The organism is Streptomyces brasiliensis (assembly GCF_014647875.1).
GTDB classification, from domain to species: domain Bacteria; phylum Actinomycetota; class Actinomycetes; order Streptomycetales; family Streptomycetaceae; genus Streptomyces; species Streptomyces brasiliensis.
In genome coordinates this window covers 1-916 of sequence record NZ_BMQA01000245.1, presented here as the reverse complement: position 1 = coordinate 916, position 916 = coordinate 1, and the positions used below count along the sequence as shown (strand labels likewise).

1 protein-coding gene and 1 pseudogene are annotated in these 916 nt (G+C 65.2%); both read right to left on the bottom strand.

Annotated elements, in window-relative coordinates; translation table 11 throughout:
• Positions 1-46: 46 nt before the first annotated feature.
• Positions 47-214 (bottom strand): annotated as a pseudogene (locus IEZ19_RS50005) (IS701 family transposase); the annotation flags it as partial.
• 86 nt (positions 215-300) lie between these two features.
• The gene (locus IEZ19_RS50000; protein WP_189317984.1) at positions 301-738 is read right to left on the bottom strand and encodes a hypothetical protein; all 438 of its coding nucleotides are present in this window, start codon (positions 736-738) and stop codon (positions 301-303) included.
• Positions 739-916: the final 178 nt, after the last annotated feature.

Here is a 916-nt window from a genome sequence, read left to right as displayed (position 1 = left end):
CTCCTCCAAGTGAGTCCCACTCAACTCAAGCGACCTCGTGTCGCACGGCGATGGTCCAGCAGTTCTTGCGCGGCAGGTCCGAGAGCAGTCCGAGCACCAACCGTCGTATCCGGCGGCGAGGTTCGACCCGGGTGAACCGGCCCGCTATCCCGTCCATCAGGCCCTCGAATGCGTCCTGCCAGCGGGCAGGATCTACGCTGTGACCTGCGGCCACCGCTTGATCGTTTGTCTTCACACACCGATGATCAGCGGTGGCCGCACCCGTGTCCGCATCGGCCGGAGCGCGATCCAGGGCTGAAGTTAGGCCGTCCAGCAGTACAGGCGGGCATGTCGTCCACCAGCGGTGCGGGCGAGGTGGGCCAGCTCCTCCAGGAGCTGGGTCGCCAACTCCTGATCGAACGTCTCGCCCTCCGCTGCCCGTTCTCGAACCCACAGATGGCTGACCTCGGCCAGTCTGGGCTGGTCAGCAGCCGTAAGCGCGTCCTGGAGAGGCGCGGACGCAGCGAGGACCATGGGGCCCTCGCCCTCGCCGGGGTCGGCGACGACTCGCGGCTCGTCAGCGGCAACGAGGACTTCGAAACGACGACCCGTGAAGATGCTCTCCCACTCGATCAACGCCTCTTCGATGTCGAAGTTGCCACAGGTCAGCGACTCGAAAACCCCATCGGGCCCTCGCTCGATGACAGCCGCCGCTGCTTCGTCTTCCTGCGCAACGAAGAACTTGATGATGACGCTCACCGGGGCATGGTGCCTGCTCGACGCACCCCGGTCCACCCGCCATCTGACAGATCACGATCAACCGCGCACCCTCGCTCCCCGAGCGCAGCCCAGCGTGATCACGATCTACGGCTGGAGTACTAGGGCGCGTATCGAGTCGTGATCAATCTGTCGGATTCGCACTCAGGGCTGGGTCTGG